Source organism: Glutamicibacter soli (assembly GCF_052322135.1).
GTDB classification, from domain to species: domain Bacteria; phylum Actinomycetota; class Actinomycetes; order Actinomycetales; family Micrococcaceae; genus Glutamicibacter; species Glutamicibacter soli.
Genome location: NZ_CM125969.1, coordinates 1,771,466 through 1,794,870 on the forward strand (window position 1 = coordinate 1,771,466; position 23,405 = coordinate 1,794,870).

Annotated in this window: 23 protein-coding genes and 1 tRNA gene; 13 read left to right on the forward strand and 11 right to left on the reverse strand. The window is 67.0% G+C overall.

From position 1 onward, the window contains the following. Window positions 1–2: 2 nt before the first annotated feature. Window positions 3–752 carry a Fic family protein gene (locus ACTX90_RS08410; RefSeq protein WP_443444007.1) on the forward strand — a complete coding sequence of 250 codons (750 nt, stop codon included), beginning with the start codon at window positions 3–5 and terminating at the stop codon, window positions 750–752. A gap of 66 nt (window positions 753–818) precedes the next feature. On the opposite strand, the gene pepN is transcribed toward ACTX90_RS08410, so the two are convergent. Beyond that, the gene (pepN, locus tag ACTX90_RS08415; RefSeq protein WP_443443849.1) at window positions 819–3,464 is read right to left on the reverse strand and encodes an aminopeptidase N; all 2,646 of its coding nucleotides are present in this window, start codon (window positions 3,462–3,464) and stop codon (window positions 819–821) included. A 174-nt stretch (window positions 3,465–3,638) separates the two neighbouring features. Here pepN and ACTX90_RS08420 point away from each other — a divergent pair, with 174 nt between their 5' ends. From ACTX90_RS08420 to ACTX90_RS08430, 3 genes are read left to right on the forward strand one after another with little or no spacing between them, the layout of a single operon-like run. After that, the gene (locus ACTX90_RS08420; RefSeq protein ID WP_443443851.1) at window positions 3,639–4,205 is read left to right on the forward strand and encodes a hypothetical protein; all 567 of its coding nucleotides are present in this window, start codon (window positions 3,639–3,641) and stop codon (window positions 4,203–4,205) included. A gap of 29 nt (window positions 4,206–4,234) precedes the next feature. Beyond that, a complete protein-coding gene (locus ACTX90_RS08425; RefSeq protein WP_443443853.1) occupies window positions 4,235–4,645 on the forward strand; it encodes a VOC family protein in 411 nt (136 codons plus the stop codon). 7 nt (window positions 4,646–4,652) lie between these two features. Beyond that, the gene (locus ACTX90_RS08430) at window positions 4,653–5,117 is read left to right on the forward strand and encodes a hypothetical protein (protein ID WP_443443855.1); all 465 of its coding nucleotides are present in this window, start codon (window positions 4,653–4,655) and stop codon (window positions 5,115–5,117) included. Window positions 5,118–5,129: 12 nt separating this feature from the next. On the opposite strand, the gene ACTX90_RS08435 is transcribed toward ACTX90_RS08430, so the two are convergent. Further along, entirely contained in the window at window positions 5,130–5,561 is a 432-nt protein-coding gene (locus ACTX90_RS08435; RefSeq protein WP_113606220.1) for a hypothetical protein, read from the reverse strand. 57 nt (window positions 5,562–5,618) lie between these two features. After that, window positions 5,619–6,176 (reverse strand): GNAT family N-acetyltransferase, encoded by a 558-nt coding sequence (locus ACTX90_RS08440; RefSeq protein ID WP_181727994.1) that lies wholly within the window; start codon window positions 6,174–6,176, stop codon window positions 5,619–5,621. Between the two features lie 124 nt (window positions 6,177–6,300). On the opposite strand from ACTX90_RS08440, the gene ACTX90_RS08445 reads away from it, so the two are divergent. Next, on the forward strand, window positions 6,301–6,759 hold the full coding sequence (locus ACTX90_RS08445) for a VOC family protein (RefSeq protein ID WP_443443856.1): 459 nt from the start codon (window positions 6,301–6,303) through the stop codon (window positions 6,757–6,759). A gap of 516 nt (window positions 6,760–7,275) precedes the next feature. Here the strand turns inward: ACTX90_RS08445 and ACTX90_RS08450 are convergent. After that, window positions 7,276–7,494, reverse strand: coding sequence for a hypothetical protein (locus tag ACTX90_RS08450; protein WP_146955786.1), 219 nt, complete (start codon window positions 7,492–7,494; stop codon window positions 7,276–7,278). A 7-nt stretch (window positions 7,495–7,501) separates the two neighbouring features. Here ACTX90_RS08450 and ACTX90_RS08455 point away from each other — a divergent pair, with 7 nt between their 5' ends. Both ACTX90_RS08455 and ACTX90_RS08460 read left to right on the forward strand, forming a co-directional pair. Continuing rightward, window positions 7,502–7,801: a hypothetical protein gene (locus tag ACTX90_RS08455; RefSeq protein WP_113606223.1), complete on the forward strand. Its 300-nt coding sequence runs from the start codon at window positions 7,502–7,504 to the stop codon at window positions 7,799–7,801. Beyond that, a complete protein-coding gene (locus ACTX90_RS08460) occupies window positions 7,791–7,976 on the forward strand; it encodes a hypothetical protein (RefSeq protein ID WP_146955788.1) in 186 nt (61 codons plus the stop codon). The genes ACTX90_RS08455 and ACTX90_RS08460 overlap by 11 nt, the downstream gene beginning before the upstream one ends. A 297-nt stretch (window positions 7,977–8,273) precedes the next feature. On the opposite strand, the gene ACTX90_RS08465 is transcribed toward ACTX90_RS08460, so the two are convergent. Both ACTX90_RS08465 and ACTX90_RS08470 read right to left on the reverse strand, forming a co-directional pair. Next, window positions 8,274–10,295: an acyl-CoA dehydrogenase family protein gene (locus ACTX90_RS08465; RefSeq protein ID WP_161448251.1), complete on the reverse strand. Its 2,022-nt coding sequence runs from the start codon at window positions 10,293–10,295 to the stop codon at window positions 8,274–8,276. 55 nt (window positions 10,296–10,350) lie between these two features. Continuing rightward, on the reverse strand, window positions 10,351–11,004 hold the full coding sequence (locus tag ACTX90_RS08470; RefSeq protein ID WP_244910769.1) for a TetR/AcrR family transcriptional regulator: 654 nt from the start codon (window positions 11,002–11,004) through the stop codon (window positions 10,351–10,353). 66 nt (window positions 11,005–11,070) lie between these two features. Between ACTX90_RS08470 and ACTX90_RS08475 the strand changes: the two genes are divergently transcribed. Genes ACTX90_RS08475 through ACTX90_RS08485 form a run of 3 tightly spaced genes read left to right on the forward strand, consistent with a single transcriptional unit; the run spans window position 11,071 to window position 14,561 of the window. Next, entirely contained in the window at window positions 11,071–12,366 is a 1,296-nt protein-coding gene (locus ACTX90_RS08475; protein ID WP_443443859.1) for an acetyl-CoA C-acetyltransferase, read from the forward strand. After that, window positions 12,366–13,703: a 3-oxoacyl-ACP reductase gene (locus tag ACTX90_RS08480; protein ID WP_443443861.1), complete on the forward strand. Its 1,338-nt coding sequence runs from the start codon at window positions 12,366–12,368 to the stop codon at window positions 13,701–13,703. The genes ACTX90_RS08475 and ACTX90_RS08480 overlap by 1 nt, the downstream gene beginning before the upstream one ends. Further along, complete coding sequence (locus ACTX90_RS08485) at window positions 13,704–14,561, forward strand: MaoC family dehydratase (RefSeq protein WP_443443863.1); 858 nt, start codon at window positions 13,704–13,706, stop codon at window positions 14,559–14,561. A 60-nt stretch (window positions 14,562–14,621) separates the two neighbouring features. Here ACTX90_RS08485 and ACTX90_RS08490 read toward each other — a convergent pair whose 3' ends face one another. Together ACTX90_RS08490 and ACTX90_RS08495 are read right to left on the reverse strand one after the other, a co-directional pair. Further along, window positions 14,622–15,812 carry a glycosyltransferase gene (locus tag ACTX90_RS08490; protein WP_443443865.1) on the reverse strand — a complete coding sequence of 397 codons (1,191 nt, stop codon included), beginning with the start codon at window positions 15,810–15,812 and terminating at the stop codon, window positions 14,622–14,624. 62 nt (window positions 15,813–15,874) lie between these two features. Then, the gene (locus ACTX90_RS08495; RefSeq protein WP_443443866.1) at window positions 15,875–16,855 is read right to left on the reverse strand and encodes an alpha/beta fold hydrolase; all 981 of its coding nucleotides are present in this window, start codon (window positions 16,853–16,855) and stop codon (window positions 15,875–15,877) included. Window positions 16,856–17,134: 279 nt separating this feature from the next. Here ACTX90_RS08495 and ACTX90_RS08500 point away from each other — a divergent pair. Next, a tRNA-Leu gene (locus ACTX90_RS08500) sits at window positions 17,135–17,219 on the forward strand. 168 nt (window positions 17,220–17,387) lie between these two features. Here ACTX90_RS08500 and ACTX90_RS08505 read toward each other — a convergent pair. From ACTX90_RS08505 to ACTX90_RS08515, 3 genes are all read right to left on the reverse strand, one after another. Beyond that, on the reverse strand, window positions 17,388–18,899 hold the full coding sequence (locus ACTX90_RS08505; protein WP_443443868.1) for an FAD-dependent oxidoreductase: 1,512 nt from the start codon (window positions 18,897–18,899) through the stop codon (window positions 17,388–17,390). Window positions 18,900–19,011: 112 nt separating this feature from the next. Continuing rightward, window positions 19,012–19,653, reverse strand: coding sequence for an NADPH-dependent F420 reductase (locus tag ACTX90_RS08510; RefSeq protein ID WP_047119086.1), 642 nt, complete (start codon window positions 19,651–19,653; stop codon window positions 19,012–19,014). A gap of 119 nt (window positions 19,654–19,772) precedes the next feature. After that, the gene (locus ACTX90_RS08515) at window positions 19,773–21,056 is read right to left on the reverse strand and encodes an Nramp family divalent metal transporter (protein WP_047119087.1); all 1,284 of its coding nucleotides are present in this window, start codon (window positions 21,054–21,056) and stop codon (window positions 19,773–19,775) included. 255 nt (window positions 21,057–21,311) lie between these two features. Here ACTX90_RS08515 and ACTX90_RS08520 point away from each other — a divergent pair, with 255 nt between their 5' ends. Beyond that, window positions 21,312–21,977 carry a response regulator transcription factor gene (locus tag ACTX90_RS08520; RefSeq protein ID WP_047119088.1) on the forward strand — a complete coding sequence of 222 codons (666 nt, stop codon included), beginning with the start codon at window positions 21,312–21,314 and terminating at the stop codon, window positions 21,975–21,977. Continuing rightward, on the forward strand, window positions 21,974–23,404 hold the full coding sequence (locus tag ACTX90_RS08525) for a sensor histidine kinase (RefSeq protein ID WP_443443871.1): 1,431 nt from the start codon (window positions 21,974–21,976) through the stop codon (window positions 23,402–23,404). The genes ACTX90_RS08520 and ACTX90_RS08525 overlap by 4 nt, the downstream gene beginning before the upstream one ends. Window position 23,405 lies beyond the last annotated feature (1 nt).

A 23,405-nucleotide genomic window follows, 5' to 3' on the forward strand; every position in this document is an offset into this window, starting at 1 on the left:
CCATGCACCGCGGGGTGATTGAAAGCTCCGAGCCCCAGCTAGCTGGATGCTTCCGCACTGAAGCAGTGTGGATTGGCCGGAATTCCCCGCATTCAGCCATGCTTGATCCTCCGCACAAGGACAGGGTCGGCCCGGGCATCGCCGATTTGGTGCGGTTCATGCAGCGTGATGATATTCCCGCGCTGACGCAGACGGCCATTTCCCATGCGCAGTTCGAGACCATCCATCCCTTCCCGGAAGGCAACGGTCGAACCGGCCGCGCGCTGGTCGGGTCGATGCTGAGGAATAAGGGAGTTACCGAAAAGGTCACGATTCCGGTGTCATCCGGCTTGCTCACCGATACCGCGGCATATTTCGATGCACTCGGAGCCTACCGCGAGGGCGACATCGAACCCATCGTGGATATGTTCGCTAAGTCCACTTTGAGGGCGACTGGCAACGGCAGGAAGCTGGCCGCGGACATCCGAAATGTCCGCGAACAGGTTCTTGCGGGGTTCCTTCGGCCACCCGGCGAAGGCTTGAAGCAGGCAACGGAACTGATATTCCGCGAACCGGCCATGACCGCCCAGCTGCTCATGCACGCCACCGGCCAATCCTCCAGTACCGCCTACCGGAGTATCGAACGCATTGAGCAGGCGGGTGCATTGAAGGCCGCGGGCCATGTCAACGGGCAGAGGGCGTGGATCGCACCCAAAGTGATCGCTGCGCTTGACGACTTCGCAACCAGGGCTTGTCGGCGCGTGCGCGGATGAAATTGACGCCAGCCCCGGGCCGTTGCCGCTGAGTGCTCAGCGCAAGGCCCGGAGGCTGGCGGGTTGCTACCGGCTGGTGCGGCTGAAGGCCTGGGCGTTCAGCGCGCGCTGCAGCGCATCGCGCTCCTCGATGAGGATACGGCGCAGGGCCTTGGGGGCTGACTCGTGGCGTTCAAGCCATGCGGTGGCATCGGCCAGCGCGGTGTTCTGCTCGATCGCTCCCTCCAGGTCCTGGTTCATCGGGTACAGGCCCTCGATGACGCGGGTGGCGAACTCCATGCTCATGGTCTCGAAGACCGGCTGGATCGCCGCCCAGTAGCGCTGCTCGAACGGGGCCAGCAGCGAGGCCGAACCCATCGAGAAGCCCAGGGCCACCGCCGAGAGCGCGTCGTTGGACAGCGCGCCGTCCTCGTCGCGGGCCATCAACACGGTGTCGAAGGCGTGCTCCTTGACCTGGGCATCCGGGCGGGCGGCCAGCGCGGTGCGCACGGCGTTCAGCGCCACGCTGGTCGGGTTGGCCTTCGCGGCGGCGTGCATACGCTGCTCGGCGGCCTCGTCCAGCCGGCCGGAGGCCGCCAGCGCCACGTAGGAATCCCAGAGCAGCTGCTCGTCCACGGGAACCGCGTACTGGTTTTCGCCCTCTGCGAGGAATGCGTCGACGACCTCTCCGGCCACCCCTGCACGGGCCAGCTTGACCAGGGTGCGGGCGGTGGTCATCTGCTGGTCGCTGCCTGCCTCGAACCGGGTGAGCCAGCCGGTCAGCACGGCGGCGGCGCGGTCGCGCAGCCCGGCGCGCAGCTCCGGCGCGGCGTAGCGGGAGATCGTGGACACCAGCTGGTCGGTGAGCACGCCGAACACGCCGGCGTCGGCGACGGTGTGCGCGTGGTCCAGGATCGCGCCGGCGTAGCTCTGCGCGTCCAGGGTGGCCGAGCGCACCGCGTCCCACAGCGACGCCCAGCAGGTGGCGCGCGGCAGCGAGTCGGCCAGGCCGGAGAGGTTCGCCAGCAACGTGGCCCTGGAGGCGGGATCGAACTCTATCAGCGCGTAGGTCTCGTCCCCGTCGTTGGGCAGGACCAAGGCCGGAGCCGGCTGGCCGACCAGGAAGTCCAGGGGCGCGCTTTCGCCGGTAAGCTCCACCGACTGCACCGCGCTGCGGGTCAGCGCGCCCTCGGAGAGGGTGTAGGCGCCGACGGTCAGCACGTGCGGTCGGCGGATCGGCTCGCCGCTGATCGGGTCGGTGCCGAACTGCACGAGGGTCGCCTCGGTGACCAGCCCTGCCTCGTCCACCGCGTAGTCCACGCGCAGCTTGGGCACGCCGCTGGTCTTCAGCCAGGCGTCGGCCCACTGGCCCATGTCGCGGCCGCTGGCCGATTCAAGTGCCTGCAGGAAGTCATCCAGCGAGGTGTTGGAGTAGGCGTGGGTGCGGAAGTAGCTGCGCGCGGCGTCGCGGAAGGCGTCCGCGCCGACGAAGGCCGCCAGCTGCTTGAGCACGGAGGCGCCCTTGGCGTAGGTGATGCCGTCGAAGTTCTGGTCGGCTGCCAGCAGGTCGGGAATGTCGGCGACGATCGGGTGGGTGGTCGGCATCTGGTCGGCCACGTAGGCCCAGGCCTTGCGGCGGGCGGCGAAGGTGGTCCACGCGGTGGTGAAGTCGGTGGCCGCATCGTTGGCCAGGGTGCCGATGTAGTCCGCGAAGGACTCCTTGAGCCACAAGTCGTCCCACCACTTCATGGTGACCAGGTCGCCGAACCACATGTGCGCCATCTCGTGCATGATGGTGTTCGCGCGCTGCTCGTGCTGGCCCTCGGTGGCGTGCGAGGTGAAGACGTAGCGTTCGGTGAAGGTGACCAGGCCGGGGTTTTCCATGGCGCCCAGGTTGTACTCGGGCACGAAGGCCGAGTCGTATTTGCCCCACGGGTAGGGGTAGTCGAACAGCTCGTGGAAGTAGGCCAGCCCGCGGCTGGTCAGCTCCAGGATCTCTTCGCCGTCGAAGTGCTCGGCCAGCGAGGCGCGGCAGGTGGCTGCCATCTCGATGACCAGTTCCTCGCCGTCGGCCAGCTGCTGCACGTGCTCGTCGCGCACCACGTGGTACGGGCCTGCCAGCACGGCGGTGATGTAGGAGGAGATTTTCGGGGTGGGGGAGCAGGCGACGGTTTTGGTGCCGTTCTCGTGGAAGACCTCGTCCACGATCGGCTGGTTGCTCGCCAGATGCCAAGCCGAAGGACCGGTGAGGGTGAAGCGGTAGCTGGTCTTCAAATCCGGCTGCTCGAAGCAGGCGAAGACGCGGCGGGCCTCGGAGGGTTCGAACTGGGTGTAGAGGTAGGTTTCGCCGTCCTGCGGGTCAACGAAGCGGTGCAGGCCCTCGCCGGAGCGCGAGTAGATGGCCTGGCCGGTGATCTTCACGGTGTTCGGCGCGTCGGTGCGCAGCCCTGACAGGTAGATGCGGGCGTCGAGCACTGCGTCGTCCAGGTCGATCGGGTTGCCGTTGACCAGGACCTCCTGCACGGACTCGTGGATGAAGTCCACAAAGGTCTCGCCGCTGGCGGTGTCGAAGTTCAGCGTCGTCACCGACTGGTAGCTGGTGGCGGCCGGGTCGACCGCGTTGGAAAGATCCAGCTGGACCTCGGCGAAGTGCCAGGTGATGTCGGCGGCGCGCAGCGCGGCCTCGTCCCGGCGGAGGTTTTCATTCGGTGCATAGCGTTCTAGTGTGTCCACCACACCAGCTTAGCTGTGAAACAAGTGTTTGAGACTACTTGCACGGCAGAATTTTGGCCGGCCGCTTCAGCCTACCGCATGCCGTGGGGCGCGCAAGGCGCTGATTCGCCACCGATTCGGGGGTCGAATAGGGTTAAGCCAGAGAACGCAGGACAAGCAGGAACGGGAGTACCAGTGGACACCTTTATCAAGGGACCCTCCAAGCGCGACGTGGCAGGCATGAAGGCCGCCTTCGGCACGGTGTCGGCGGGCGACGTCGTCTCGGTGCTCTACAAGACCGCGCGCTTCGGCAACTTCCTAATCAGCGGGCAGGCCCACGCCACGGTACTCGACGACCTGATGGTCGGCGGGCTGAACGCCGCCGCGGCCAAGAAGACTGCCAAGGGGTCGGACGGCGAGGAGAGCGCGGTACGCCAGCCGGACAAGGACGTGCGCGCGTTCCCCGCGGAATTCGACGGCAGCTTCGAGCCGCAGGCCGTCGAGGCGGCGGACCTGACGCACGGCGACCTGGTGGTCGCCTCCTTCAGCCAGGAGCCCTACGGCGACTTCGTGGTCACCGGCGTGGTTACCGAGGCGGAAAACGACCACTCCTACCTGATGGTCGGTCCGTGGATCCTGCACACCGCGCAGGGCAACGCCCCTCGCCTGCTTCAGGTCCAGCTGGTCTCACCCGCCGGCACCCACGTGGCCCCGGTCCCGACCCGCCGTGGGCTGGTCGAGGTCGCAGAGCTCGACGGCTAGCCAGACAACGCAACCCGTAGGCACCGCCGATGAAACTCCACCACGTGCAGCTGTCGATGCAGCCCGGCGGCGAGCAGCGCACCCGCGAGTTCTACGCCGGAGCGCTGGAATTCACCGAGGTGCCAAAGCCGGAGGCGCTGCGCGGCCGTGGCGGGTGCTGGTTCCGCGCCTACGACGAGGGCGCGATCAGCGCGGAACTGCACCTGGGTGTCGACCCGGAGTTCGAGCCGCCTGCAAAGGCGCACCCGGCGCTGCTGGTGGCCGGCCGCGAGGAATTGGAAGCCATGGGCGAACGCATGCGCGCGCTGGGCTGCCCGGTGGATTTCAGCGAACGCACCAGCTTTGAAGGCTATGAGCGCTTCCATACGCGCGATCCCTTCGGCAACCGGCTTGAATTCCTCGCGCCGCTGCCTGCGGACCGGGTGGAAGGGGAATTGTAGTGGCCAAGTGGGACCTGCGCGGCTACGACCGCTCCTGGGGCTGGGGGACCGTTGCCTGCATCGCGCTGGTCTCCGCAGTGATCGCCTGTGGTCGGTCTGTTCCTCCGAGCGGCTGCCGGAGGAACTGGCCACGCAGTGGAACGAGCAGAATATCGCCGGCGGCTTCGAACCGCTGTTCGGGATCAACCTGCTGTTTTCGGCCACGGCCATCGTGTTGTGCGCCCTGGTCTGCGGGCTGGCCATCGCCCGCCGCGGCGCCTCGGCGTTGCTGGCCCGGGTCGGGGTTGGCCTCGGGGTGTTCTTCGCGCTGGGAGTCAACGCAATGCACCTGACACTGATCGCCTCCCAGCTGGATGCTCAGGACCCGACGCGGGTCACCATGGACCCTGCGCTGATGATCCCCACCCTGGGATTGGCGGCCCTGGCCGGGGTGCTCGCCTTCACCTTCTATCGGCCGCAGCCTGCCGCTTAGCGACTGAATTGCTCAGGCGGTGCGCTGCTTGCGGCCGAACAGAGCCAACGCTGCGCCGAGCGTGGCCCCGAACATCACCAGCACCGAGAAAAGGTAGAAGAACGTCGTATTCGCGGCGATGAACTGGGTTGCCCGCGGCCCGGTCTCCGGCATGTAGTCGGCGTAGGGCGCAGGCGTGGAAACCGCCAGCAGCAGCACGAAGCGCAGCACAAACGAGGCGGCGGCGATACCCAGCAGCACGATCAGCGCCTTGCGGGAAGGCAATCCCTTGGCGCCGGTGTCTGCGGGGAGCCGTTGGGCGGACATGATGAACAGAATGGCGCCCAGGGTCAGGCAGATGAACTGCAGGACTGCCGAGCTCGTGGTGAACATGGAAAGCAGTGCCGCCCCGACGCCGAGCCAAGCCAGCTGCCGCGAACGAACCATTTCCGGTTGGGGATTCATGGGGAGCCTCTTCGTTGTCGAACCACGCGGGTGACCACCGCGGCTGTCGAGGTCAGCCTACGTGGGTTCGGCCGCGAGGCGAAGCTGGACCAGCGTCATGCTGTGGTTGCGGTTCACAATCTCGAAACCTTCGGCCCGGAAGCTGCTGAGCACGCCGGTGAACAGCCCGGCGCTGTTTTTCGCATTGATCGCCGTGTCGGTGGGGCGGGCGCGCAGGAACTCGGCCCCGGCATCCCGCGCATGCCCGATCGCCGCGCGCAGCAGTTCGCGGGCAACCCCGCGTTTCCGGTAGCCGTCGCGGACCACGAAGCAGGTCAGCGCCCAGATTGAGTGCGCCGCCTGGTGGCCCCGCGGCTTGAATCGGGGATAGCGCGTGCTCGGCCCGACCTGCACCCAACCGGCGGGCTCGCCGTCCGCGTAGGCCACCAGACCGGCCGGGACCTCCTGGGTGCAGACCTGCGTCTGCAGCGCCAAGTCGTTGGCATCGGCGCCCTGGTTCCAGTTCTCGTCGATAAAGTACTGGCACTTGCACCAGGAAGGATCGCCGGTCATGCCGAAAATCTGCCGGATGTCGTTCAACCGCTCGGCATCTGCCGGAAAGATCTCGATGCTCATTCTGCCTGCCTGTTTCTCGTCTGGGAGCCGCCGAATCTGCTTGGACCCGTCGCACCGCGGGCGTAGCATGAGGCGCAATAACCTGCGCCTAAAGTACCGGAAACCCCGTGGAGAGGGAAGAGCCATGAGCCATGCACCAATGCCCCAGATCAAGAGGTTCGACCATGTCGGCGTCACGGTGTCGAACCTGGAAGCGGTGACCGAGTTCTTCGTGGAGCTGGGCCTGGAGGTCCAGGGAAGCCAGGAAGGCATGGAGGGGGAGTTCCTCGACACCGTCTGCGGCATCCCGGATTCGCGCACCAATATCGTGATGCTCGCGGTGCCAGGAACCGAAGTCTGCATCGAGCTGTCCAGCTTCGACCGCCCGGCGCCGGGGCCCGGACAGCCGGGGGCGATGGCCAACGAACTGGGTCTGCGCAGCCTGGCCTTCGAAGTGGAGGACCTGCCCCTGCTGGTGAGCCGGCTGCAGGAACGCGGCTACGGGCTGATCGGGGGCATCGGGGAATACGAGGGCATCTGGTCCATGGCCTACATCCGTGGTCCCGAGGGGTTGATCATCGCGTTGGCGCAACGACTATCGTAGGGCGACGTCCTATGCGGTGAATATCTTTTCAAAGACTACTTCGGGATTGCCCGAGCTGCAGTTAACAAGCTTCAACAATTCAAAGCATCGAGGCTCTGCTCCTCGACGCGTTGGCGTGGCATTGGCGCCTTTCCTTGGACGGCAGCAATCAACAGCCGACCTGCTGTGGTGGAAGTTCGCTTTCTGGTATTTCTGGATCTCAGTGGAAGCACAGTCCCTTTTGGGCATCACCCGCGATGGTCCAAAGATCTACCATGTATCGCACTCAGGAAGCCTGGATCATTCGTCCAATCAACGGCTCAGATACGGTCCAGCAATAGCACCTCCTGGAGACGGTTCCTGTTGAGCCGCCTAAGATATAGCGTGCTCAGCGGATTAGCGCTTCTGCTTTCCGGTATTTGTGGTCGATATTCCCATTAGCGATGCGCGGGATGATGAATTTCTGGCCCAATCTCGTTACACCGATATGCAGACAAATTCTAGGTTCCATGGAATACGGTATTGCCATGGACTCGGCTATCGCTGCAACTTTGGCAGTACAGCCGACAGGGCGGATTCATCCTGAGAATGATTAGAAGCGTCCCCCAGCACTTCGGTCGGGTTAAGAGAATTCCATTCGTCCTGTCTTTGCTGGCTTTCATTTTTTGGTTTTGCCCTGGCAAGGTAGCTGCCGCCATTTGTTCTGGATGATTCTTTCTGGCGGTCATTTTGGTCTGGGCCGCCAGCTGCAGGCATCTTCGCAGTGGCGGCCGCGAGTGTCGCGTACGCGGCAACGGTTTACTGCTCCAGTGTCACGAAGGCAACAGCGGCGGAAGAAAGCGCCAGAAAACAAGTTGAATGGGCAATCGACATGGCTGTGTCGGATTCGAGCGCCAAGCGCATAGTCGGACTTAGCTTCATCGACGTGCTGCTTGGGAAGCATGGTGCTGTCTTGGAAGAGTTAATGTACCAAGTGGTCCTGCAAGGTTCGGGATCGGTTGTAGACGATGAAGAGGCAGCAGGCGATAATGAACGTGAGGCAGATGATGACTATGCGATCTAGCGAAATAGGCTTTCTGAGCCAGCGAATTCAGTCAGGTCAGGCCGAACCGATTTCGGATTTCGAAAAAGAGCTGGCAGAAAAGATCATGCGCAAATACGAAGACAAGTACGGCCAAAAGAAGACTGCGGGATTCGTCGATCGTGAACGCCGTCAGGTTTTGCATCGAGCCAGCTAGTACTACGTCAACCGGTTTCGAGCCGCAATTCCACGAGCTGTCCTAGTTTGAGGGGTCTCGCTTCCTCATCCAGGAGCCATGGCGCAAAGAGCCGAGAGGAATTCTTTCCGGAGTTAGCGCCTCGACAGGCATATTGGATATCGGTCTTCCTTCTGCCCGCCTAATACCTGCTTGAAGTAACGTCCGACGTCGGTTGGCTGCTTGGCAGGCGCTACACGTACCCCTAAGCACTTGCGGGCCCCGCCATCCGGGAGGACGGCGGGGCCCGCAGGCATTCACGCGGTTCGGCGGTTCAGGCTAGGCCTTGGCGCCGCTCTTGCGCAGGGACTTCTCGCTGACCGGGGCGTTGTCGCTGGCGCGCAGGCGGCGGAAGTATTCCATCGCTTCGTCCTGGCGCTGGGCCTCGATTCCGGAGGAGATCTCCGCGCGCAGGTGCTCCTGGGTGTAGCCGAAGGCGTCGACCAGATCCTGCGCGTGCGGGCGCAGGCGGGCGAGCAGCCGGTTGACGTACTCCGGCAGGGTGCGGGCACGCTGCATGGACAGGCGCCCGTTGGCCAGGAACCAGCCCAGGTCGTCCTCGATCACGGTCAGCGCGAAGACGTCGCGCAGCCAGGTCAGCACCTCCTTGGTGGCCGGATCCTGGATCTTGGCCAGGGCGGCGGTGAAGGCCTCCCAGCGCAGCAGCTGTCCGTGGTCGCGGGCTGCGGAGATGAGCAGGTCCTGGTTCTCGTTGAAGGCATTGGCCGCCTTCACCGGGTCCTTGCCCGCGGCGCGCAGCGCGCCGGCGACCTCGACGACCTTGGCGTTGATGCGCTCGGTGAGCAGCGCGCGCTGGTTGGCGGGGTCCTTGAAGAAGTTCGCGCTCTTGCGCTCGTCGCTCACGTCGGCGAAGGACTGGCCCACGCCGCGCAGCCCGAAGCGGTGCAGGGCGGTGCTGCCGACCTGTTTGGCCACGTAGCGGGCCACCGCGCCGGTATCCAGCTTGCGGAACTCCGAGGCGTAGTCGGTGAGCAGGCGCTTGCCCACCAGCTGCAGCAGCACGTTGTTGTCGCCCTCGAAGGTGACGTAGATGTCCAGGTCGTTGTAGAGCTGGTTGAACCGGTTCTTGGCCATGTAGCCCGAGCCGCCGCAGGCCTCGCGCGATTCCTGGATGGTGTCCAGCGCGTCCCAGGTGCTCAGCGGCTTCAGCGCCGCGGCCAGGGTCTCCAGGTCCTGGCGGTCCTCGTCGGTGTCCTCGCGGCCGGAGAAGACGGCGTCGAACTTGTCCAGCAGGTCGTCGTGCGCGAAGGAGGAGGCATAGGTGCGGGCCACACGCGTGAGCAGGCGGCGCTGGTGGCGCTGGTAGTCGAGCAGCGTGGTCTCCTCGGTGTCCGAGGTGGAGTTGAACTGGCGGCGCTGGTTCGCGTAGGTCACCGCGATCTGCAGGGCGATCTTCGAGGCGCTGGTGGCGGCGCCGTCCAGCGAGACGCGGCCCTGGACCAGGGTGCCGAGCATGGTGAAGAAGCGGCGGCCCGGCGAGGCGATCGGGGAGCTGTAGCTGCCGTCGGCGGCGACGTCGCCGTAGCGGTTGAGCAGGTTGGTGCGCGGCACCCGCACCTTGGTGAAGTGCAGCCGGCCGTTGTCGATGCCGTTCAGCCCGCCCTTCAGGCCGTCGTCCTCGCCCCCCACGCCGTCCAGGAACTGCCCGTCCTGATCGCGGATCGGCACATAGAAGCAATGCACGCCGTGGTTCACGCCCTTGGTGATCAGCTGGGCGAAGACGGTGGCTGCCTTGCCGTGCAGCGCCGCGTTGCCCAGGAATTCCTTCCAGGCGGCCTTGAACGGGGTGTGGATGACGAATTCCTCGGTGTCCTCGTCATAGGTGGCGGTGGTGGCGACGGCTGCGACGTCCGAGCCGTGGCCGATCTCGGTCATCGCGAAGGCGCCGGGGGTCTTCAGGCTCATGGCGTCCGGCAGCCACTTGGCGTGGTGCTCCGCGGTGCCCAGGTGCAGGATCGCCCCCGCGAACAGGCCCCACTGCACGCCTGCCTTGATCTGCAGCGACGGGTCGGCGGCAACCAGTTCCTCGAAAGAGGCCAGCGAGCCGCCGTGGTCGTCGTGGCCGCCGAACTGTGCCGGGAAGGCGCGCTGCACCGCCTGCTCCTGGACCAGGATGCCCAGCTGCTGAAGCACGCGGGCGCGGTGCGCGTCCATCGGCAGCGAGGGGTCGCGCTGCAGCTCGGGGCGGGCGGCGCGGGCGCGCGAGGCCTTGCGGACCTCGGCGTAGGGGCCGAGAAGCTGCTCGGCCAGGGCCTTGACGTCGATGCGGGTCTCACTCATGTCGGTACCTTTCGTTCACTGCACAATGTTGACGGGTTGGGTGTCGGGATGGTTGCTAGCGGGCGGCGATGCCGTGGACCAGCCAGCGGCTCAGTTCGTCGGCCAGTGCGGCCAAGCTGGGTTTGCCGCCGCTCTCGGGCTGGCGCAGCCACTGCTCGCCGGCGGCGCGCACCATGCCCAGCGCCGCGCGCGGCCAGAGGCTGATCGCGGTGGCGCCGGCGGCGGCCGGCAGTCCGGTCAGCCGCTGGGCGATCAGCGAGCTGATCTCCTCGAAGAAGTCGTTCAGCGCGCCGGAGGCGTCGTCGGTGGCACCGGAGTCCCGGGGGACTGCGGTGACGAAGAAGTAGAGGTTGGGGGAGTTCGCCGCCAGTTCCAGGTAGGCGGTGACCATCGCGTGCAGCGCGCTGGCCTCGTCCTGCTTGGCCAGGCCCGCGGCGATCACCCGCTGGCGGAAGTCGTTGATGACCATCGCGCCCAGCGCCTGGCGCAGCCCTTCCTTGTCCCCGAAGTAGCGGTAGTAGACCGGCTTGGAGGTCTTGGCGTGGTTTGCGATCTCCTGGATGGAAACCTGCGGGCCGAGCTGGTGCACCGCCTTGCGGGCGAGCTTGAGCAGCTCCTCGTGGCGGGCGGTGCGGTGGGCCTCCCAGCGGGAGGCGCGGCCGTCGGCTGCCGGGTCGAATACTTCGGTGATCTTGTTCACGTTACTCACAGTATCATGTACTCTTGGTTACAGTAATACCTGTCACATCAAATTCCCTTTAGGAGTTCAACCCAGATGAGCCAGCCCTCAGTGCGCAATGCCGTGATCATCGGTGGCAACCGCATCCCGTTCGCCAGGTCAAACACCGCCTACGTCAACGCCTCCAACCAGGACATGTTCACCGCCGCGCTGGAAGGCCTGGTGGCGCGCTTCGGGCTGCAGGGGCAGCGCCTCGGCGCCGTCGCCGGCGGCGCGGTGCTCAAGCACTCCAAGGACTTCAACCTGGTCCGCGAATCCGTGCTGGGCAGCTCGCTGGACCCTGCCACCCCTGCCTACGACGTGCAGATGGCCTGCGCCACCGGCATGGAGGCCATCGGCTCGCTGGCCAACAAGATCAAGCTGGGCCAGATCGAATCCGGCATCGGCGGCGGCGTGGACACCACCTCCGATGCGCCGATCGCGGTCTCCGAATCGCTGCGCGGCATCCTGCTGGAGCTCTCCCGCGCCAGGTCCACCAAGGCCAAGCTGGCGGCGCTGGCCAAGATCCGCCCCTCGCACCTGGCGCCCAGCGCCCCGGGCACCGGCGAGCCGCGCACCGGGTTGTCCATGGGCGACCACCAGGCGTTGACCACCAAGGCCTGGAACATCACCCGCGAAGCCCAGGACGAGCTGGCGCTGGCAAGCCACCTGAACCTGGCCGCCGCCTACGACCGCGGCTTCTTCAACGACCTGCTGACCCCGTTCAAGGGGCTTTCGCGCGACAACAACCTGCGCGCCGACTCCACCCTTGAGAAGCTGGCCAAGCTCAAGCCCGCCTTCGGCAAGAACCTGGGCGAGGAGGCCACCATGACCGCCGGCAACTCCACCCCGCTGACCGACGGCGCCTCCACGGTGCTGCTGGGCAGCGAGGAATTCGCCGCCGCGCACGATCTGCCGATGCTGGCGAACTTCGTGGACTTCGAGGCCGCCGCGGTGGACTTCGTGCACGGCGCCGAGGGCCTGCTCATGGCCCCTGCCTACGCCACCGCCCGCCTGCTGGAGCGCAACAACCTGGCCCTGCAGGACTTCGACTTCTACGAGATCCACGAGGCCTTCGCCGGCACCGTGCTCGCCACGCTGGCCGCCTGGGAGGACGAGACGTTCTGCCGTGAGAAGCTGGGACTGGATGCGCCGCTGGGGGCCATCGACCGGGGCAAGCTGAATGTGAACGGCTCCTCGCTGGCGGCCGGGCACCCGTTCGCCGCCACCGGCGGGCGCATCATCGCCAGCACCGCCAAGATGCTGGCAGAAAAGGGCAGCGGCCGCGCACTGGTTTCCGTGTGCGCCGCCGGAGGCCAGGGAGTCGTCGCGATCGTGGAGGCACGCAAGTAATGGCAGACAAGTACATGGAACTGGTCAACACCGGCATGACCAAGAAGCTCGCGAAGCTGCTGGGCCTGCCGCGCCCGCCGCGGCTGCGCCGCTACGGGGAAACCACCCCGCTGCTGCCCGGCCCGGTGCTGGTGCTGGGCAGCTCGGCCCGCGCCCAGGAACTGAGCGACACGCTGATGGGCTGGGACCTGGACGTGCGCCGCCACGATGCCGGGGACGCGAAGCTGGGCGGGCTGGTGCTGCTGCTGGACGAGCTCACCCACCCCGAGCAGCTCTCGCCGCTCATGCTCGCCGCCGGCGCGGCGCTGCGCAAGCTGGTGCCCGGGGCCCGCGTGGTCTCGATTTCCCGCCCGGCGCTGGACACCGACGCCCCGGCCCTGGCTGCGGTGCGCCAGGGCATCGACGGCGCCATGCGCTCCTTGGGCCGCGAAATGCGCGGCGGGGCCACCGCCAACGGCATCGTGCTCACCGAGGGCACCGACCTGCTCAGCCCCGGAACCCTGGGCGCGCTGCGCTTCTTCTTCTCCGGACGCAGCGCCTACGTGGACGGGCAGTTCCTCACCGTGCGCAGCACCGACGGCGAGCTGCCTGCCGACTTCCGCAAGCCGCTGGCTGGCAAGGTTGCCGTGGTCACCGGCGCCGCGCGCGGCATCGGCGCCTCGATCGCCCGCACCCTGGCCCGCGACGGCGCCCAGCTGGTGGTGGTGGACATGCCCGCCGCCGGCGAGGCGCTGGCCGCGGTGGCCAACCAGATCGGCGCGACCACCCTGCAGCTGGACGTCACCGCGAAGGACGCCGCGCAACAGATCATGGACCACGCCATCGGCCGCCACGGCTCGCTGGACATCGTCGTGCACAATGCAGGCATCACCCGCGACAAGCTGCTGGCCAACATGGACGCGGCCCGCTGGGATTCGGTGATCGCGGTGAACATCGCCTCGCAGCTGCGCATGAACGAGGCGTTCCTCGCCGCCCAGCTGCCGGGGCTGCGCGTGGTCTCGCTGGCATCCACCTCCGGCATTGCCGGCAACCGCGGGCAGACCAACTACGCCGCCTCCAAGGGCGGGGTGATCGGCATGGTGCGCTCCAGCGCCAAGCTGTTCGCCGAGCAGGGCGGCTCCATTGCCGCGGTGGCCCCGGGCTTCATCGAAACCGAGATGACCGCCAAGATCCCGCTGGGCACCCGCACCGTGGCGCGCATGGTGCTGCCCTCGCTGATGCAGGGCGGGCTGCCGCAGGACGTCGCCGAGGCGATCTCCTTCCTCAGCTCGGACGCCGCCGCCGGCCTGAACGGCCAGGTGCTGCGCGTGTGCGGGCAGTCGCTGGTGGGTGCCTAGATGGGCGCCGAACTGGTCGAGCAGATCCCGTCCATGGGCTCGGTCTACGCCAAGGCGGTGAAGACCCTGGGCCGCAAGGGGCGCAATCCGGTGCTGCCCACCACGGTGCTGGTCCACCGCTCGGCCGCGGCCGACCCCGGTGGCCTGGATGCGTTCCGCCGCGCGGTCGGCGCCCCGGCCAACGGGGTGCTGCCCAGCCTCTACGTGCATTCGCTGGCCTTCCCGCTGGCCATGTCGCTGATGCTGCGAGGCGACTTCCCGCTGCCGCTGCTGGGCATGATCCACCTGCGCAACCAGGTGGCAGTGCGCCGGCCGCTGGCCGAGGACGAGGCCTTCGACGTGGAGGTGCGCAGCGAGAACCTAGCCGCCCATCCCAAGGGCGCGGCCTTCGACCTGGTGGTGCGCATCGTGGTGGACGGGCAACAGCGGATGGAGCTGCGCAGCACCTTCCTGGCCAAGGGCGTGAAGCTCGAAGGCGCCGTGCCGGAGAAATCGGTGCATGCTGCCTTCGATCCGCCGCAGCGCACCGCGTCCTGGACGCTGGATGCCGGGACCGGGCGGCGCTGGGCGGCGGTGGCGGGGGACTACAACCCGATCCACCTTTCCGCGCTGAGCGCCAAGGCGCTGGGCATGCCGCGGGCCATCGCCCACGGCATCTACCTGGCCGCCCGCGCGCTGTCCGGCATCGAGCCGGCGGCGGGCGAGTACCGCTGGAGCATCGAGTTCAAGACCCCGGTGGTGCTGCCGGCCAGCGTCGATCTGGCCTTCACCCGCACCGAGGCGGGCTTCGAGGTGGCGGCGTGGAGCCCCCGCAAGGGCAAACCGCACTTCGAGCTCACGCTACAAACGCAGGCCTAAGACAAGCAGCGTTGGCGCAGGACCTCTACGGTCCTGCGCCATCGCCGCTTGTGCGGGGGCTCAGCCGATCAGGGCGCCTTGCGCCATGCGGTAGCTGGCCAGCGAGGCCACCGCGGCCCGCTCCCAGGTGAACTCGCCCGAATGCTCCAGCGCGTCGTGCCCGGCCTGGGTGACCATCCGCGGGTTGCCGGCCAGCTCGACGAGCTTCTGCGCCCACAGCTGCGGGTCCGGTTCAGGCATGAGCCATCCGGAGTAGCCGTCGCGCACCGCGTAGCCCAGCCCGCCAACCGCGTTGGCCAGCACCGGGGTACCGCAGGCCTGGGCCTCGGCGGCGACCAGGCCGAAGGTCTCCGACAGCGAGGGCACCGCGACCACGTCGGCATTGGCGAAGACCGCCGCCAGCTGCTGTGGCTTCAGCGGACCGAAGAAGCGCACCAGGTCGTCCAGGCCCTCTCGCTGCACCAGCGCCTGCAGGTCGTAGTCGGCGCTGCCGGAGCGCGCCCCGAACAGCGAGGCGGTGATGCGCAGCTGCGGATGGCTGCGCCGGGCCCGGCCCATCGCCTCCAGCATCACGTGGGCGCCCTTGAGCGGCTGCAGCCGTCCGGCGTAGACCAGGTGCAGGTCGTCGGGGCCCAGCGGACGGCAGAGCTTGTCCTGCTGGGGGTGGAAGATGCGGTGGTTCACCCCAGGCAGCACCACGTCCAGCTTCTGCCGGTCCACCTCATAGAAGCGGGCCAGCTGGCGGGCCTCCACCGGGGTGTTGGCGATGACGCGCGAGGCCTCGGCCAGCAGCTGCTTCTCGGCCTCCTTGCGCGGCCCGGGCTCCTCGATGCCGGATTCGAATTCCTTTGCGGCGGCCGAGGTGTGCATCGAGACGATCAGCGGGGCGGAGAACTCGCGGGCCAGCTGCAGCCCCACCATGCCCGAGAGCCAGTAGTGGGCGTGGATGATGTCGATGTCCAGGCCGTGCAGGTGCGCGGAGATTGCGGCCGCGGCCGGGTCGATGATCTGCGGCAGGTCTTCCTTGTCCAGCTGCTGGTGCGCGGCGATCTGCACCTGGTGCATCCACACGCCCTCGGCGACCTGCCGGGATTCGGAGTCCGCGGCGGTGCGCGTGATCATGTGCACCTCGTGTCCCAGCGCGCCCAGCGCGAAGGACAGATTCTGGATGTACACGTTCATGCCGCCGGCATCGCCCGACCCGGGTTGCTGCATGGGGGAGGTGTGCAAGGAGAGCATGGCAATGCGCATCGGAGGGCTCCGGATTTCCTAATGAACGAACAGGCCGCGGCAACGGCCCACCCTTGATGCTATCAACTGAGCCGATCGAGCATCGTGTTGTTGGCTGACTCCCAGTGGGCTGTCATCTGCTCGCCTCCGTGCCCGTCGTGCTCGCAGATCACCAGCTGCGAGCCGGGCCAGCACCGATGCAGCTCGCACGCGGTGCGCAGCGGGCCAGACACGTCCTGCCTGCCGTGGACCAGGATCCCCGGGAGGTGCTCGATGCGGTCCATCCGCTCCAGCAGCGGCGGGTCGTTGAATCCTGCGTGCGACCAGAAATGCGTGGTGAGCCTGGCGAAGGCATGGCGGAAGCGGGCATCGTCCCAGCGCGGGTCGCGCACCACGGGATCCCGGCCCAGGGAAACATGCGTATCCTCCCACAGCGCCCAGGCCTGCGAAGCCGCGTCGCGCAGCTGCCGGTCGGGTGAGGCCAGCAGGTCGGCGTAGGCCTTGACGATGCGGCCGGAGCCGCGGGTGTAGGAGGGATGGTGGATTTCGGCGAAGCTCGCGAACTCGTCCCAGGCCTCGGGAAAGACCGCACCGACCGTCTCGGTGATCCAGCGGACTTCAGCCACGCTGGTGGAAGTGACCGCGAAAAGCACGAGGCCCGACACCCGTTCGGGATGGGCCTGCGCGTAGGACAGCGCGAGGGTGGATCCCCACGAGACGCCGTTGAGTACCCATTGCTTGATGCCCAATGACCTGCGCAGCCTTTCGATGTCGCTGATGAGCTTCGCCATGGTGAAGTCTAAGAGCGGCACCAGAGGATTGGCGGCGGAGGGAGTTGACCTGCCGCAGCCGCGTTGCTCGAAGGCGACGAGCCGGGTTCGTTCCAGGTTCCAGCGGTGGCGATAGCCGCTCGCGCCCAGCGTTCCGTCCGGGCCGCCGTGCAGGTACATCACCGGTTGGCCGTCGGGATTGCCCCATTGCTCCCAATGCATCTGGTGCCCATCGTCCAGGGGGAGCATGCCCGAGACATCGGGCTTAGCTGGCTTGTCGTGGTGTCCGCTCATGTCGCTCGCTCCTGGGCCCAAGTGTGGTGGATTGCCGGAATCGCTGCCAGCTTACGTCCGCAGGAACGGAAAACCGGAAATTCGGGTGAAAATGTTGTGACCCTTGACACGAATTTTCGCCACGATCGCTGAAACTGCCTACTCAACCGCGTTTATTCCGCGAAATTCCGGGAGTTTCGGCCTCTTCGGGCCGGCTGGCGCCCGATTGGAATTCACGCGGAAGCGGTGGTAAAGTTTTACTTCGTTGCCAGCGATAACAACGCGAACAACAGACAACCTGCGCGGGTGGCGGAATAGGTAGACGCGCCAGCTTGAGGTGCTGGTCCTCGAATAGAGGGTAGGGGTTCAAGTCCCCTTTCGCGCACAGGTAAATCCCCGGTTGACTTCGGTCAACCGGGGATTTTTTATATGCCCCGAACGGGGCTTATAGGCAAGAAACGGTGTCTGGCCCGGGCGCGTTCCCGGGCCGGACGTGCTTCAGAAGCGATGGTGCCACGCGGGGTGCGAACCCGATTCGCGAACTTCTCAAGAATCAGGCCTTGCCGCCCTGGGCGGCCGCCAATTCATTCTGAACGCTCGTTTCCTGGGCCGCGCTGATTCCGGCGCGGCGGCCGAAGAAGCTTCCATCGCCCAGGCTCGTGCCACTGGCGTAGCCTCCGGCGCAGACTCCCGAGGTGCAACGACCCGCCGCGAAAAGTCCCGGGATCGGTGCGCCCGAAACGTGCAGGACCCGTGAGTCGGCATCGGTCTGCAGCCCACCCAGGGTGAATCCTCCGGTGCGGCCGCGCAGGTCGATCGCGGCCAGTGCGCCCTGCAGCGGCTTGACCCACTTCTGGTTCTTGCCCAGCAGGGGATCAGTGCCCTGCACCGCGAACCGGTTGTACTGCTCGATGGTGGCCTGCAGGCTGCCCGCGGGCAGTCCCATCTCGGCTTCCAGCTCAGCGGCGGACTCGGCCACCCAGGTCGGCTGCATCAGCAGCTCCGGGCTGGAGGTCTCGCTGGCTGAGCCTTCCTCGAAGGCGGCCTCGTCGATGACCAGGAACGCCTGGTTCTCCTGGTGGAACAGCGTCGCCTGGCCGATCCGGCCCGGGTAGGTGTCCTCGGTGATGTAGCGCTGGCCGCGGCCGTTGACCAGGATGCCGCGCACCAGCAGCTGCGGATCGCAGAAGAACGCGACCTCGGTGGCGTCCATGTGGGCGGTGGCGGCGCCGATCGACTGGCCCATCGCGATGGCGCGCCCGTCGTGCGCCTCGATGGATGCGGCCGGGCGGCCAAGGATGCGCGGGGCGTTGGCGCGGACCATCTGATCGTTGTAGGCGAAGCTGCCCATCGCCAGGACCACGCCTTGGCGAGCCAACACGAAGACGTCCTCGCCGTAGCGCTTGGCCCCGACGCCCACCACGCGCCCGTCCTGATCGATGACCAGGCACTGGACGCGCAGATCGTATTCGGCGCGCACGCCCAGGGCCTGCGCGGTGTCGACCAGCGGCTTCATGAGCATGTAGCCGCCGCCCTGCTCGCCGGTCTTCTTGCCGGACATCTGCGGCACGTGCCCGCGCGGGGCCGGGGGAATCGAAGCGCTGAACGGGGCGGCGTTCTCGCCGCCTGAGTACATCAGCCCGTCGTCGTAGGGCGGCTCCCAGCCGGGCTGGCCCCAGAAGGACTCCTTGAAGACGACGCCCGCGTCCACCAGCCAGTTGTAGTGCTCCACGCTGCCTTCGCAGTAGGCGTCGATCTTGGCATCGTCGGTCCCCGGGCCCAGCGCTGCCTTCATGAAGGCCTTCATGTTCTCCGTCGTGTCCTCGAAGCCCAGGGCCTGCTGCAGCGGCGTGCCGCCGCCGAGGTAGATGAAGCCGCCGGCCATGGACGCGGCGCCGCCCCAGCCGCCTGAACGCTCAAGCACCAGCACCTCGGATCCGGCGCGGGCTGCCTCGATGGCGGCGCTCACCCCGGCGATACCGTAGCCGGCGACGACCACGTCGGCCTCGAAATCCCAGCTGTCGATGCTGCTGGCTGAAATGTTAAACGTGCTGGTGTCGGACATGCGTGGGCATCCTCTCGAAACGGACCAAAAGTAACCAGAAGATTAGCTGTGCGCGTTCGACTCACCGGGACCCAGTCCCGCTGGATGGAACCGTCTTGTCCGAGCAGCAGGCTTACCCGTCGGCTCCGACCAGCCGACGCAGGCTCTCGGCGTCCAGCACCTCGTTGAAGACCGGGCCCTGCGGTTCCAGCATGCGTCCGGCGGCCAGGTTCTTGAGGATCACCGGCGCGAAGCCGAGCTTGCGGACCAGCTGCGCCACCGCTTCGGCGGCTTCGGCATCGTCCGAGGCGATCCCCAGGGCGCGCTGGGCGCTGCGCCGGGAGGCCTTGTCCGCATCCAGGTCCCAGTGGCTGATGTGGTTCAGCGCCTTGACCACGCGGCAGCCCGCGAAACGGGCGGCGATGACCTCGCTGCTGGTAAGCCCGGACTCCAGTCCGTGCTCGAACCACTGCGGCAGCGGTTCGTCCTCCCAGCGGTTGGTGGCATCCACCAGGACGGTTCCGGCCAGCGTCTTCGGGTCGACGTCCTCCAGCTCCTCCTGGGGCACCATGAGCACCACGAGGTCCACACCTTGCGCCACGTCCTCGGCGGAAACTGCCCGGGCCTTGGTGGCGTACTGCGCCAGGTGGTATTTCATCGCGCTCGGCGTTCGGGTGGAGGCGATCTGGACCTCAAGGCCTTGCGCCGCAGCGACCCGCGCCAACGCGGTGCCGGCCCGGCCGGCCCCCAGAATTCCGAAATGCTTGATATCCATGGGATCCATTCTGGGTGTTTCACGGCCCGCCGGCCCAATCGCGCGCCCGTCGATTAAGACAGAAGGCTGCCGAACCATGCTTGGGGGCACATGGTTCGGCAGCCTGGGGAAACTGGAAGCTAGCCGCCGAAGAGCGGCGAGAGAGACTTCCAGAGCTGCTGTCCACCCAGGATGATGAACAGGATCGCGGTCACGGCCAGCGCGCCGTTGGTGTGCCAGCGGTTGGCCCATTCCTTGGGCACGCGCTTGCCGTTGAGCAGGCCGAGCAGGGTCACGGCCAGGAACGGCATGAACAGGGCGCCGAGCACGCCGTAGGCCAGGATCAAGGCGATCGGCTTGTCCAGCAGGAACAGCACCATCGGCGGGAAGGTCAGCCAGAGCACGTAGAACTTGAAGTACTTGCCGCCGGTCATGGTGTCCGGGTGGTTCGCTGGCTTCTTGCGCATGTGGCCCCAGAAGTCCGCGAACATCAGCGAGACGCCGTTCCACACGCCGATGATCGAGGAGAAGGACGCGGCCCAGAAGCCGACCAGGAAGCCGTTGCCCACCACAACGCCGTAGCGCTCGCGCAGCACGTCGGCCAGTTCCAGCAGGCCCTCGTCGCCGCCGGAGATGGCGACGCCCGCGGCGCGCAGCACCTCGGCCCCGACGATCAGCATGGCGATCACGAAGATGCCGGTCATGACATAGGCCATGGTGTTGTCGATGCGCATCACGCGCATCCACTTCGGCGTGTACCAGCCCTTTTCACGCAGCCAGTAGCCGTAGGCAGCCAGGGTGATGGTGCCGCCGACGCCGCCGGCCAGCGCCAGGGTGTAGACGATGCCGCCCTCGGGAATCCTCGGGATCAGGCCGGAGAACATCTCGGGGATGTTCGGCGCGGCGATGACGGCCAGGCCGACCACGGTGACGAACATGATGCCCACCAGCACCGCGGTGACCTTCTCGAAGAAGTTGTACTTGCCGAACCAGACCATGGCGAAACCTGCCAGGCCCATCAGCACCGACCAGATCTTCAGGTCGATGGCGGGGAACAGCGCCGCCAGCGGCATCGCCGCCGAGCTCATCGCGGTGGCGCCGTAGACGAAGCCCCAGATGATGATGTAGGGGCCGAAGTACCAGGTGGTCCAGCGTCCCAGCGTGCGCCATCCCTCGAAGATGGTTTTGCCGGTGGCCAGCGTGTAGCGTCCGGCGCCCTCGACCAGCACGATCTTCAGGATCACGCCCAGGATGACCGCCCAGAGCAGCGCGTAGCCGTACTGGCTGCCGGCCACGAGGGTGGCGACCATGTCGGCCGCGCCCACGCCGGTGGCGGCGACCACCAGGCCGGGGCCGACGATTTTCCATTTCGGCGGTGAACCGCCGTCGAGATCCGCATTCAGCGATCGCGTGCTTTCTGACATGTGAGCCAGTCCTTTACGAATGTCGATCATTGCCGGACCGTAGCCCGGCACCTCGGTCAGCCGCTGCGGCAGGAGTTCACCATTGAATGGCCGCGGGCTGGAAGAACATCTCCAAATCTAGGAGTGATGCCGGTTACGGCCAAGCTGGACGCGAAGAACTAACACTTCCTTAGGAAAGGACGTGACGCAAAGTACACGCAGGCCCCCGGCTGATAGAATTGACCAATTCAGAGCCCACTTATCCGAGGAACCACCGTGCACCTAATGGTCGTCGAAGATGACGATGCCGTCGCGCTGGCGCTGATCGATGCCGTGAACGCCGCCGGCCACGAGGCGTTCCGGGCGGCCCGCGGTGCCGACGCGCTGCTGCGGCATCAGCAGGCGCAGCTGATCCTGCTGGATCTGGGCCTGCCGGACATGGATGGGCTGGAGGTCCTGCGCAAGCTGCGCCAGGTTACCGAGGTGCCCATCGTGATCCTCACCGCCCGCAACGACGAACGCAGCGTGGTCCGCGGCCTGCGCCAGGGTGCCGACGACTACCTGGTCAAGCCGATCGGGCTGGCCGTCCTGCTGGCGCGCATCGAGGCTGTCGCCCGCCGCTCCCGGGTTCAAGCGCCCGACGCGGGTGTCCTGGCCGTCGGGGACCTGCAGGTGGACACCGGCAAGCGCGAAGCGGCCCTGGCCGGGCGCGAGCTGTCGCTGACCGCCAAGGAATTCGACCTGCTGGCGCTGCTGGCCCAGCATGCAGGATCCGTGGTCACCCGCGAGCAGATCCTGGATTCGCTGTGGGGCGACGCGTTCATGGCGGTCTCCCGTTCCCTGGACGTCCACCTGACCGGGCTGCGCTCCAAGCTGGACCGGCCGGGCATGATCGTCAACGTGCGCGGGGTCGGCTACCGCATCGAGGCCGTGGACGCGTGAGGCTGCGGGTTCTGGGGGTGCTCGGCTCGCTGCTGTGCCTGATCGCCGTCATCCTGGGCACGTTGATGCTGCAGAGCATCAGCCGGAACACCACCCAGGACGTCCAGCTCAGCCGGTTGGCTTCGGTGAACCGCTTTGTCGAGCTGGGCACCCACGCGCAGGATGCCACCGACCACGAGGAACTGCAGCTGGAAATGGACGCGTATTCGCAGCTGTTCGACGAGGGCCTGCTGATCAGCCTGGGCGGGCTGCAGTTCACTTCCGGCGGCATCGACCCGCTGGATCCGCAGGTCGACGCAGTGCGGCGCCGTGCCGCCCTGAACCTCGACCAGACCGGGATTCCCCAAATCAGCCCGTTCTCCGAGGAACCTGCCCTGATCGCCCGGCCGTTCGGGAACTCGACCCAGGTGCTGGGCTCGGTGGTCATGGAGGTCAACCTGGACGATGCCCGGCAGGCGATCCTGCAGAGCTGGGGAGCAGTGGTGCTGGTGTCGCTGAGCGTCTGCGCAGGCATGCTGCTGCTCGCCGAGCGGCTGACCGCCTGGGTACTGCGGCCGGTGCACCGGCTGAGCGACGCGGTGGCCGAGCTGGCCAGCACGCAGATCCCCGCCCCGCTGCAGGAAGCAGGCCCGCCGGAACTGCGGGCGCTGTCCCGCTCGTTTGAGAACATGGCGCAGATCGTCACCGACAGCCTGGCCCAGCAACGCGAGCTGATCGCCGAAACCTCCCACCAGCTGCGCAACCCGATCGCCGCGCTGCGGCTGCGCGTGGACCTGCTGAAAATGCGGCTGGGGGAGAAGGCCGACCCGGATGGAGTCGCCGCTGTGGAACGCGAACTTGAACGTGTTGAAATGCTGCTGGACGGGGTGCTGCGCCTGGCCAGCGCCGAGCACCGGCTCTCCGAGCGCAGCGCCGGCGGGGCAGTCCCTGCCGGCGCCGATGCCGGGACCGTGATCCCGGCCAGGCTGTTGACCGAGGAGGTCGAACGCCAAAGCGCGGCGGCCCGGGAACGCGGAATGCTGCTGCGGCTGGACCTGGATGCTCCCGGCAGCCGGACGGCCCGCGCAGTGTGCAACGGATTCGAGCTGCAGCAGATGATCGCCGAGGTGCTGGAAAACTGCTTCAAGTACGCCTCCGGGAGCCAGGTCGACCTCTCGGTGGCGGCCCGCGGGAGCGTCGTTGACGTGGTCATCCGCGACCACGGGCCGGGCCTGCCGGCCGCCGAGCTGGAGGCCGCGACCGAGCGCTTCTGGCGGGCCGAGACCTCCCGGCAGTCCCCGGGCACCGGGCTGGGCATGGCGATCGTCGACCGGCTGGTCCGGGCCAATGGCGGCGAGCTGCTTCTGGAAATTGCGGCGGGCGGGGGACTGCAGGTGACGCTGCGGCTGGCCGGGACCCAAGACGATGCTGGAGCGCAGGAGGCTTGAG

Coding starts and splice junctions, on each gene's coding strand:
- ACTX90_RS08410 (WP_443444007.1), top strand. CDS start 3: ATGCACCGCGGGGTGATTGAAAGCTCCGAGCCCCAGCTAGCTGGATGC.
- ACTX90_RS08425 (WP_443443853.1), top strand. CDS start 4,235: ATGAAACTCCACCACGTGCAGCTGTCGATGCAGCCCGGCGGCGAGCAG.
- ACTX90_RS08435 (WP_113606220.1), bottom strand. CDS start 5,561: ATGAATCCCCAACCGGAAATGGTTCGTTCGCGGCAGCTGGCTTGGCTC.
- ACTX90_RS08440 (WP_181727994.1), bottom strand. CDS start 6,176: ATGAGCATCGAGATCTTTCCGGCAGATGCCGAGCGGTTGAACGACATC.
- ACTX90_RS08445 (WP_443443856.1), top strand. CDS start 6,301: ATGAGCCATGCACCAATGCCCCAGATCAAGAGGTTCGACCATGTCGGC.
- ACTX90_RS08450 (WP_146955786.1), bottom strand. CDS start 7,494: ATGCCTGCAGCTGGCGGCCCAGACCAAAATGACCGCCAGAAAGAATCA.
- ACTX90_RS08460 (WP_146955788.1), top strand. CDS start 7,791: ATGCGATCTAGCGAAATAGGCTTTCTGAGCCAGCGAATTCAGTCAGGT.
- ACTX90_RS08465 (WP_161448251.1), bottom strand. CDS start 10,295: ATGAGTGAGACCCGCATCGACGTCAAGGCCCTGGCCGAGCAGCTTCTC.
- ACTX90_RS08475 (WP_443443859.1), top strand. CDS start 11,071: ATGAGCCAGCCCTCAGTGCGCAATGCCGTGATCATCGGTGGCAACCGC.
- ACTX90_RS08480 (WP_443443861.1), top strand. CDS start 12,366: ATGGCAGACAAGTACATGGAACTGGTCAACACCGGCATGACCAAGAAG.
- ACTX90_RS08485 (WP_443443863.1), top strand. CDS start 13,704: ATGGGCGCCGAACTGGTCGAGCAGATCCCGTCCATGGGCTCGGTCTAC.
- ACTX90_RS08490 (WP_443443865.1), bottom strand. CDS start 15,812: ATGCGCATTGCCATGCTCTCCTTGCACACCTCCCCCATGCAGCAACCC.
- ACTX90_RS08495 (WP_443443866.1), bottom strand. CDS start 16,855: ATGAGCGGACACCACGACAAGCCAGCTAAGCCCGATGTCTCGGGCATG.
- ACTX90_RS08505 (WP_443443868.1), bottom strand. CDS start 18,899: ATGTCCGACACCAGCACGTTTAACATTTCAGCCAGCAGCATCGACAGC.
- ACTX90_RS08510 (WP_047119086.1), bottom strand. CDS start 19,653: ATGGATATCAAGCATTTCGGAATTCTGGGGGCCGGCCGGGCCGGCACC.
- ACTX90_RS08515 (WP_047119087.1), bottom strand. CDS start 21,056: ATGTCAGAAAGCACGCGATCGCTGAATGCGGATCTCGACGGCGGTTCA.